The sequence below is a fragment of the Dietzia sp. SLG310A2-38A2 genome (genome assembly GCF_014145095.1).
Lineage (GTDB): Bacteria > Actinomycetota > Actinomycetes > Mycobacteriales > Mycobacteriaceae > Dietzia.
In genome coordinates this window covers 1-9,352 of sequence record NZ_JAALDX010000042.1, presented here as the reverse complement: position 1 = coordinate 9,352, position 9,352 = coordinate 1, and the positions used below count along the sequence as shown (strand labels likewise).

Annotated in this window: 9 protein-coding genes; 5 read left to right on the top strand and 4 right to left on the bottom strand. The window is 70.4% G+C overall.

The window, feature by feature from the left end; translation table 11 throughout:
- The 3 genes from G6027_RS01620 to G6027_RS19285 form a co-directional block, all read left to right on the top strand.
- A partial coding sequence (locus tag G6027_RS01620; RefSeq protein WP_182634804.1) for an FAD-dependent oxidoreductase occupies positions 1-995 on the top strand: 995 nt, incomplete at its 5' end.
- A gap of 80 nt (positions 996-1,075) precedes the next feature.
- Positions 1,076-1,726, top strand: coding sequence for a PaaI family thioesterase (locus G6027_RS01615; RefSeq protein ID WP_187702501.1), 651 nt, complete (start codon positions 1,076-1,078; stop codon positions 1,724-1,726).
- A 40-nt stretch (positions 1,727-1,766) separates the two neighbouring features.
- The gene (locus G6027_RS19285) at positions 1,767-2,465 is read left to right on the top strand and encodes a PaaI family thioesterase (RefSeq protein WP_182634802.1); all 699 of its coding nucleotides are present in this window, start codon (positions 1,767-1,769) and stop codon (positions 2,463-2,465) included.
- 63 nt (positions 2,466-2,528) lie between these two features.
- Here G6027_RS19285 and G6027_RS01605 read toward each other — a convergent pair whose 3' ends face one another.
- A complete protein-coding gene (locus G6027_RS01605; protein WP_206682455.1) occupies positions 2,529-3,350 on the bottom strand; it encodes an SDR family NAD(P)-dependent oxidoreductase in 822 nt (273 codons plus the stop codon).
- Positions 3,351-3,422: 72 nt separating this feature from the next.
- On the opposite strand from G6027_RS01605, the gene G6027_RS01600 reads away from it, so the two are divergent.
- Entirely contained in the window at positions 3,423-4,121 is a 699-nt protein-coding gene (locus G6027_RS01600; RefSeq protein WP_346995595.1) for a PaaI family thioesterase, read from the top strand.
- A 68-nt stretch (positions 4,122-4,189) separates the two neighbouring features.
- Here G6027_RS01600 and G6027_RS01595 read toward each other — a convergent pair whose 3' ends face one another.
- Both G6027_RS01595 and G6027_RS01590 read right to left on the bottom strand, forming a co-directional pair.
- Positions 4,190-4,825 carry a TetR family transcriptional regulator gene (locus G6027_RS01595; protein ID WP_241726723.1) on the bottom strand — a complete coding sequence of 212 codons (636 nt, stop codon included), beginning with the start codon at positions 4,823-4,825 and terminating at the stop codon, positions 4,190-4,192.
- Positions 4,826-4,867: 42 nt separating this feature from the next.
- Positions 4,868-6,415 (bottom strand): fatty acid desaturase, encoded by a 1,548-nt coding sequence (locus tag G6027_RS01590; protein WP_187702500.1) that lies wholly within the window; start codon positions 6,413-6,415, stop codon positions 4,868-4,870.
- 256 nt (positions 6,416-6,671) lie between these two features.
- Between G6027_RS01590 and G6027_RS01585 the strand changes: the two genes are divergently transcribed.
- The gene (locus tag G6027_RS01585) at positions 6,672-8,510 is read left to right on the top strand and encodes an ABC transporter ATP-binding protein (RefSeq protein WP_241726724.1); all 1,839 of its coding nucleotides are present in this window, start codon (positions 6,672-6,674) and stop codon (positions 8,508-8,510) included.
- Between the two features lie 78 nt (positions 8,511-8,588).
- Here G6027_RS01585 and G6027_RS01580 read toward each other — a convergent pair.
- Positions 8,589-9,352: alpha/beta-hydrolase family protein (locus G6027_RS01580; protein WP_182634797.1), on the bottom strand; the 764-nt coding region annotated here is incomplete at its 5' end.

Below are 9,352 nucleotides of genomic sequence, written 5' to 3'. Positions count from 1 at the left end.
CCGCGGCCCGCGGGCATCGTCCGCCCGCCCCGAACTTCGCCGGCAACGTGCTGATGGACGCCCTGGTGGCCACAGCTCAGAAGGCCGGCGTGACGCTGCACTGCGACGTCAGGGCGCGATCACTGATCGTCGCCGACGGCCGGGTCGCGGGCGTGCGGGCGACCGAGTTCGGCGAGGAGCGCGAGTACCGCGCCACCGGCGGGGTGGTCCTGGCGACCGGCGGGTTCGTGGACAACGACCGCATGCTCGAGCAGTGGGCGCCGCAGCAGGTGGGCAAGGACAAGGTCTCCGACGGCCGCGACGACGGCTCGGGGATCGAGATGGGCATGGACATCGGCGCCGCCGTGCGCCGCATGCACCAGACCGAGACGGCGATGCTCATCATCCCGCGACTGGCGGTGGGGGCGATGCTCGTCGACGGCGACGGCCAGCGCTTCATCAACGAGGAGGTCTACCCGGGCCTGTACTGCCACGCCGCGGTGCACCACCGCCGGCCGCCGGTGTGGGTGATCATCGACGAGAAGGGCATCGAGGACGTCCCGGAGAGCGAACTGTGGGGGATGCAGCCCATGCACGCCGCGGAGACCATCGAGGAACTCGCCGCCGACTGCGGGTTGCCGGCGGAGGCGCTGGCCGACACCCTGCGCCGCTACAACGCCGGTGCCCGCGACGGCGAGGATCCCCAGTTCGGGAAGAGCTCACGCTGGGTCCGCCCGCTCGAGCCACCGTTCGGCGCCTACCCCACCGGGGCGGGTGGCCCGGACTCCTTCAACGGACTCCCCCTGAAGGCGCAGGGATTCACCCTGGGCGGGCTGCACACGGACCTGCAGTCCAGGGTCCTGGACCGGGCGGGTGAGGCGATCCCCGGCCTGTTCGCCGCCGGCCGTTGCACCCACGGCCTGCACGGCGAGGGTTACATCTCCGGCACGTCCCTGGGCGACGGGTCGTTCTTCGGCCGCCGCGCCGGGCGCGGGGCGGCGCAGGGGACCGGGTAGTGACCGATCATCCGAGCGGCGGGGCTGCAGAGCAGGTGGCTGTCCCGCGGCGGGCACGACCCGTCGTGGAGACGGGTCCATTGGACCCGTCACGAGGTGGCGGGGGCCGGATCGACAGGGTCGACGACGACGAGGCCGGCCTCTTCGCCCTGGTGGATCAAGTGCGTCGTATCCGCGCATTGACCACCGGAGGGTTGTTCGACACGGACCTCGCCCCGCTGACCGCCCGCTTGCGCGAGGTGGCCGACCGGCTGGAGGCCGCGTCGGCGAGCACAGAACGCAGGCAGGCGGTCACGTGGTCGACGGGTGACTACGTCACCAACTGCCCGGTGGTCGGTCGCTCCAACGTCCTCGCCCCGCCGATCGAGTTCGACATCCTGTCCGACGGGACACTCCGCGGCGAGGCGACGCTCGGTCTGGAGTACCAGGGCCCGCCCGCGTGCGTGCACGGCGGAGTGGTCTCGCTGCTGTTCGACGTTGTGCTGGGCCGGGCGAACTTCCACGCCGGCGCCACCGGGATGACCGTCTACCTGGACGTCGACTACCGCAGCCCCACCCCGGTCCTCGAGCCGATCGTGGTGACCGGCCGGCAGGTGAGGGTGGAGGGCCGCAAGATCTGGGCGCACGGCGCCATCCACGCGGGCGATCGGCTGTGCGCGACCGCCGAGGGCATGTTCGTCGAACCCGGCGGCCTGCTCCTGGAGAACCGGCGCCGCCTGGCGGGAGGGTGACCGGCGGTAGCCGGGTGAATGCGGAGTAGATTCGGTTTTCGTGACCACCGATGCCTCCGCCACCGACGACCGCCCCTTCGGAACGACCGATCCCGCCTCGGCCGGAGAGGAGGGGGCCCCGTTCCTGCGCCAGGACGACGACGCCTCCGGTTCCACCGACCTGGCCCGCGAACTGCGCCGGGTGCGGGGTCTGGTGGCGGGATCGCGCTTCGACGACGTCCACGACGCTGTGAGGATCGTCCGTGAGCTCGCCGACCATCTCGAGGCCGTCGGCACCATGGTGCGCCCCTCGGACTACGCGACCTGGGGCGTTCCCGAGCATCTCGCCTCCAACCCCGCGATCGGCAGCCGCAACCCCGTCTCGCCGCCGCTGGAACCGGTGGTGTTGCCCGACGCCACCGTACGGGCTGATCTGCGGCTGGGCATCGAGTACCAGGGCCCTCCCGGGTGCGTGCACGGTGGGATCGTGGCGCTGGTCTTCGACGAGATGCTGGGCCTGGCCAACGCCGCCGCGAAGAGCGTCGGGCTCACCGCGGACCTGAGGGTGAGCTACCTCTCGCCGACCCCGCTGTACGCCCCACTGCGGTTCGAGGCGCGACAGGACCGCGTGGAGGGCCGCAAGATCTGGGCCAGCGCCACCGTGTACACCGGCGAGACGTTGTGCGCCCGCGCCGAGGCGTTGTTCATCGAACCCAGGGGGATCTCGGACGCGCAGCGGGACCGCCCCATCGAAGGCTGAGTGGGCTGAGAGGGCCGCGCCCGATCCCGGGGGCGGGGGCGTGAGGAGCCGGTGGGGGCGCGCTCAGCCCTCGCCGCGCAGGGCCTTCATCCGCTTGTGCGCCCCGGCCACGATCCGGCCGCGATCCACTCCGGAGCTGAACTCGACGCCCTTGCGATTGCCCTCCCCGCCGCAGACGTGGACCGGGCCCTCGCCGATCGACGCGAGCACCTCGTCGGCGACGTCGGCGGGCTCGCTCACGGTCATGCCCGGGAGATCCATGTCCAGACCGGCGCGGATCATGGCCGGGGTGCGGGTCACGCCGAGGATCACCTCGACCACGTCCACCCCGTGCTCGCGCATCTCCAGCCAGAGGCCCTCCACGAAGACCCGGCTGAAGGCCTTGGCCGCCGAGTAGATGCTCATGTCGGCGTGGCCGAGGTACCCGGCCATCGACCCCATGACCACGATGCCGCCCCGACCGCGGGCCTTGAGCGCGGGGGCGACGTTCCGGATGACCTCCAGCGGCGAGGTGATGTTGAGGTCGATCACCTGCTGGACCCGCTCCATGTCCGACTCGGCGAACTCCGCGCCGTAGGTGTTGGCCCCGGCGTTGAGGACCACCAGCCCCACGTCCAGGCCGTCGCAGGCAGCGGCGATCCCGTCGGCGGCACCGGGCTCGGTGAGGTCGACGGAGAGCACGCGGCACTCCACCCCCCGGGCGCGGACGGCCTCGGCGGTCTCCTCGAGGGGTCCGCTCCGGCGGGCGACCAGCACGGACGAGACGCCGGCGTCGGCCAGGCGGAAGGCGATCTCGGCACCCACTCCCTCGCTGCCGCCCACGACCAGAGCCCAGGGGCCGTACGTGGACGGATCGAACTGCTTCTTTTTGACGGGTGTCGACATAGTCTTCAGAGTATGGCTAACGACAGCGACAGTCCCGAAATCGGTCGAGGTCCCCTCCCGAGGATTGAGGGCGTGGACGACTTCCAGCTCAGCAGCATGCGGGAGCGCCTGGGGGACAGCTTCGATCCCGTTCCCGTCCCGGACCTGCCCACGCCGGATCCGGACCTCGATCGTTCGGTGGCGGAGCTGCGCAGACTGCGCGAGGCGATCGCCGGGCTCGCCCACTCGGAGGTCGAGCTGGGGGACATCGCGGACCGGCTGGCCGAGGTCGCGGACCTCCTCGAGCCGCGCGTGCCGGAGCCGGCCCGCCGGTTGGAGGCGATGTGGACGGGTGCCGGGTCTCGTCGGGCGAACCCCGTGGGCGGACCGGAGAACCCGATCGCCCCTCCGGTGCGGTTCTCCGGGTGCGACGACGGTTCGGTGACGGCGGAGGTCACATTCGGACTGGCCTACCAGGGCCCTCCGGGGTGCGTCCACGGTGGGATCAGCGCGCTGATCATCGACCACATGATGGGCTTCGCGAACCACTGGGGCGGCCGCTACGGCATGACAGCCCACTACGAGATCGACTACCGGTCACCCACGCCGCTCCTGCGGCCGCTGACGTTCCGCTCGTGGGTGGACGAGGTGGACGGGCGCAAGACCTGGACCAAGGCGACCATCCACGCGGGCGACCGGCTGTGTGTCGAGGCCCGCGGTCTCTTCCTCGAGGCGAGCGTCGCGATACCGGGTCGCCCGGATCAGAGGTCGACCGTGGGGGACGGAGCCTGATCGACCCCACGTGCCGTGTCGATCCCGCCTGCCCTGGCCGTCGCTCCCCGCCGCGGTCCGGCGCCAGGTCAGTGTTGGAGATCGACCTGCACGACCTTCTGCAGATAGGGGGCGATCACCTCGGTCAGGCCCGAGGCCAGCTGGTCCGGGTCCTCGGGCGGGAGCGAGATGAAGCTGATGCCGATCCGGGCGATGATCGAGGCGGCCAACCGGGCCTGGTTCGCCTCGATCCGCATCCAGCTCTCGGACAGGGCCGGCACGAGCACCTCGGTGGCGCGCTCGATGAGCGGCCCCGCCTCGGTGGTGATCAGCCGCAGCAGGTCCGGCTTGATGTCCCCGGTCACGAGCGCCCGGATGAGCGGGTCACGGCTGCTGGACCGCAGGAAGCCGTTGATCCCCTCACTCAGCGCCAGCTCGATCTGCCCGGGATGACGGATGATGGAGTCGCGGATCTCGCCGGCGAAGGTCTCCGACAGCTGGAGCGCGTACGCCTGGGCCAGGCCCTGACGGTTGCCGAACGTGCTGTAGAGCGTCTGCCGACTCAGTCCCGCGGCCTTGGCCACGTCGGACATGGTCACGGCCGACCAGTCGCGGGACTCCAGCAGTTCGTGCATCGCGTCGAAGACGGTGAGGCGAGGCGACCAACGCTCCCCCTGGGAATCCCCGGAGGAGCGTCGGTCACTGGTGGAGGGGCGGCGCGGCATGAGGTCCATTGTTCCTGATCTCCGTCCCAGGGCGGTGGAGGGCTACTTCACGGGCAGGAAGTCGACCTTGTCGCGGACGCCGCAGTCCGAGCACCGCCAGGTGGTGGGGATCGCCGACCACGGGGTCCCGGGGGGGAAACCCTCACGCGGCTCGCCGGCGGTCTCGGAGTAGTGGTGCCCGCAGTTCGGGCACACGTACTCGCCGGTCGGCGAGATCTGGTCGGCGGCGATGTCGGTGTCCACGACCACCTTCTCCGCCACCGCGGTGGAGCCGGCCGAGGTCGCATCGACCCCGTGGCGTGCGAGGATCTTCTCGCGCTTGGACGGCTGGATGTTGGCGCGGGTGATGTCACCGTCGTAGTGGGCCAGGACGCGCTTGTCCATGACCTTGCGCCACAGCGGCGGCACGTACGCCAGAACCATCATGGTGGCGTAGCCGGACGGTAGCTGCGGGGCCTGCTCGAAGCTGCGCAGGACCTGGTAGCGACGCATCGGGTTGGCGTGATGGTCCGAATGCCGCTGCAGGTGGTACAGGAAGATGTTGGTCACCAGGTGGTCGGAGTTCCACGAGTGCTCCGGGCGGCAGCGCTGGTAGCGGCCGGCGGAGGTCTTCTGGCGCTTCAGGCCGTAGTGCTCGAGGTAGTTGACCACCTCGAGCAGGGAGAACCCGAAGATCGCCTGCACGATCAGCCACGGCGCGACCTCCCAGCCGAACACCGCGATGAGACCGCCGAACAGCACGACCGTCATGAGCCACGCGTTGAGGTTGTCGTTGCGGAGGGTCCACGGGCTCTTGCCCAGACGCCCGAGGCGCTCGGACTCGAGGTGCCAGGCCGACTTCAGCGACCCGAACACACTGCGCGGGAGGAAGGCCCAGAACGATTCGCCGAACCGCGAGCTGGCCGGATCCTCCGGGGTGGCGACGCGCGCGTGGTGACCGCGGTTGTGCTCGATGAAGAAGTGTCCGTAGCCGGTGGTGGCCAGAGCGACCTTGGACAGCCACTTCTCGCTGCCGGCGATCTTGTGCCCGAGTTCGTGGGCGGTGTTGATCCCGATCCCGCCGGTGATCGCGACGGTCCAGGCGACGCCGATCGAGGCGGCGATCCCGAGACCCCCGTCGTAGCCCAGCCACGACAGGTCCTGGGCGGTCCACAGGTAGGCGGCCGCGATGAGGGACGCGTACTGGAAGGGGATGTACAGGTAGGTGCACCACCGGTAGAACGGGTCGGCCTCGAGCTTGTCCATCACCTCGTCGGGCGGGTTCTCGCCGTCGGCCCCGATCGCCAGGTCCCCGAGCGGGATCGCGACGTAGACGAGGAAGGGCAGGAGGAACCAGGCGACGGTGGCCGCCACGCCCCAGCCGAGGGCGTTGAAGCCGGCGACGATCGGCATCGACAGGAACAGACCCATCGCGGGGATGAGTCCGAGCAGCCACAGGTACCGCTTGGCGTCGGTCCACGCGAAGGGCTCGACCGCGGCGTCGGTGGTGTCGCCCACCGCGGCGGTGTCCTGGGCGGCTGGATCCGTCGTGGGGTCCCGGTCGGGGCGCCCGTCTGCGCCCCGGGGGCGGATGTACTCGGTACTGGACATCGTCAACGACCTCCAAAGATCACTGTGGATGTGGCCTACGCCACTGTATGGAGACAAGATTAGACAAAATCATTGCCCGTGTCTAGACATGCAGCCAGATTTTGTCCAGAAAGGACGACGACGAGGTCGTCCGGTCGCAGAACCCAGGCGGAATAAGGGGGCTGCCCGCGCAGTTGTACCGACAGGTCGTCGGATCCTCTCCGACGCGGGAGGAGTGGCGGACGTGACGATGCAGCAGGCCGCCATGCGCACCTTGATGCGGGCCGAGAACAACAACATCTCGATGGACCGCAGCGTCTTCACCCGCGAGAACTTCCGCAGGATCGGGCAGTTCGCGCGGCCGCACACCCGGCTGATCATCCTGTTCCTGATCCTGTCCGTGTTCGGCGCCTCCCTCGCCGTGGTGACCCCGCTGCTCGCCGGCCGGGTGGTCACGGCGATCGTGGACGGCGCCGCGGTGCGAGTGGTGTTCCTCCTCGCCGCCGCCATCGCGCTGATCGGCGTCGTCGAGGCCATCAACAACGTCGTGACCAGGTTCTGGTCGGCCCGTATCGGTGAGGGCCTCATCCTGGACCTGCGCCGTTCCGTGTTCGACCACGTCCAGACCATGCCGGTGGCGTTCTTCATGCGTACCCGGACCGGTGCGCTGGTGAGTCGGCTCAACAACGATGTGATGGGCGCCCAGCGCGCGTTCTCGGACACCCTCTCCGGGGTCGTGTCCAACCTCGTCCAGCTCATCCTGACCCTCGTCGTGATGGCCGGGATCAACTGGCAGCTGACCCTCATGTCGGTGCTGCTGCTGCCGGTGTTCCTCTTCCCCGCCCGCTACGTGGGCAGGCGCCTGGCCCGGCTCCGTCGCGAGGCCTCCGACCTCAACGCGTCGATGAACGACCAGATGACCGAGCGCTTCAACGCCGGCGGCGCGACCCTGGTCAAGCTCTTCGGCCGCCCCGACGCCGAATCCGCGGAGTTCGCCTCCCGGGCGGGACGCGTGCGGGGCATCGGGGTCCGCACCGCGCTGCTCATGAGCGTGTTCATGAACTCGCTGACCCTGGTCTCGACCCTGGCACTCGCGCTGGTCTACGGCGTCGGTGGCTGGTTCGCGCTCACCGGTGGGATGGACGCCGGCTCCGTCGTGGCGCTCGCCCTCCTGCTGACCCGCCTCTACGGCCCGCTGACCTCGCTGGCCAACGCGCCGATGGACGTGGTGACCGCCATCGTGAGCTTCGAGCGGGTCTTCGAGGTCCTGGACCTGGACCCGCTGCTCAAGGACGCCCCCGACGCGGTCGACGTGCCGGAGGGTCCCGCCGCCATCGAGTTCGACGACGTCCGGTTCTCCTACCCCTCGGCCGACAAGGTCTCCCTGGCCTCGCTGGAGGAGGTCGCCGTCCTCGACACCCGCGGCGGGCAGGAGGTCCTGCACGGGGTCAGCTTCCGTGCCGAGCCGGGGCAGATGATCGCGCTGGTCGGATCGTCCGGCGCCGGCAAGTCGACCATCGCGTCGCTGCTACCGCGGCTCTACGACGTGGACTCGGGGGCGGTGCGGGTGGCCGGCCTCGACGTGCGTGAGGTCACCTCGTCGTCGTTGCGCCGGACGGTGGGCATGGTCACCCAGGACGGCCACCTCTTCCACGACACGATCCGGTCCAATCTGACCTTCGCCCGTCCGGAGGTGACCGACGAGCTGGTGTGGGACGCCCTGCGCAGGGCGCGGCTGGAGGACCTGGTCCGGTCGCTGCCCGACGGACTGGACACCGTCATCGGCGACCGCGGGTACCGCCTCTCCGGTGGGGAGCGGCAGCGCCTGACCATCGCGAGACTGCTCATCGCGGAGCCCTCCGTGGTGGTGCTGGACGAGGCCACCAGCGCACTGGACTCCACCAACGAGTCCGCCGTCCAGGATGCCCTCACCGAGGCGATGTCCCACCGGACCTCGCTGGTGATCGCCCACCGACTGTCCACCGTGCGCGCCGCCGACCGCATCCTCGTGCTGGAGGGCGGCAGCGTGGTGGAGTCGGGCACCCACACCGAGCTGCTGGCCGCGGGCGGGCGCTACACCGAGCTGTACGAGACGCAGTTCGCGGACCAGGAGTAACAGCCACGCCGGCGGGTCCGGTCAGGAGCGGTCCCATCGATCAGTGGCGCTCCCACTGGCCGGTGGCCCTCCCACCCGTCAGTAGCGGCCGTCGGCGATCGCGGCGTGGACCCGGTCGGCGTCGGCGTCGGCCCGGCCCGGGGGGTCCAGGATCCGGGCCCACATCTGCGCGGCGTCCGGCCCGAAGGTGTGACCGTGGCCGGCAGGGACGTCCGCGGAGAACACCATGTCCAGGGTGACCTGCCAGAACGTCACGAAGGGGGTCCACCGCACTCCCGGGTCGAGATCGGGGCCCAGCGGTTCGCGAAGCCAGTCCGGGCGCTGCAGCAGGAGGTCGGGCGACCACCAGGTGATGGGGTCGGACGCGTGCTGCCAGTAGACGATCCGGGGAGTCGACCACGGCGCGCCGTCGAGATCCAGATCCTGTCCGCTCGCGGCGAAGCGCACGTGCTCACCCTCGTCGACCACCGGAAGTCGTTCCGGTGACCCGGCATCGCGGTGGGCGGTGAGGTAGGACCACTGCGGTGAGAAGTTGGGAGTGCCCACCCAGAGCGCACCGTCGGTCCGGGCCACCATGTCCTGGGCACCACCGAAGGCGGTCTGGCCCCCGAAGGAGCCGAGGCTCTCTCCGAACGCCACGAGCGCGGGGCGACGAGCCTCGGGCACCTCCGCGACGGCCCGCTCCACCGCCTCGAACAAGGCGCGTCCCGCGCGCTGCGGCGACTCGCGGTCGGCCACGAACGCCAGGGGGCTGGGCAGGAACGAGTACTGCATCGCGGCGATCGCGGAGTCCCCACCAGCGGTGTACTCGAGGGCCCCGGCGACGCGGGGGTTGACCCATC

What these genes read in the sequence shown, in the direction of transcription:
- G6027_RS01605 (WP_206682455.1), bottom strand. Translation starts at nt 3,350, where the DNA reads ATGTCGACACCCGTCAAAAAGAAGCAGTTCGATCCGTCCACGTACGGC.
- G6027_RS01595 (WP_241726723.1), bottom strand. Translation starts at nt 4,825, where the DNA reads ATGCCGCGCCGCCCCTCCACCAGTGACCGACGCTCCTCCGGGGATTCC.
- G6027_RS01590 (WP_187702500.1), bottom strand. Translation starts at nt 6,415, where the DNA reads ATGTCCAGTACCGAGTACATCCGCCCCCGGGGCGCAGACGGGCGCCCC.
- G6027_RS01585 (WP_241726724.1), top strand. Translation starts at nt 6,672, where the DNA reads ATGCGGGCCGAGAACAACAACATCTCGATGGACCGCAGCGTCTTCACC.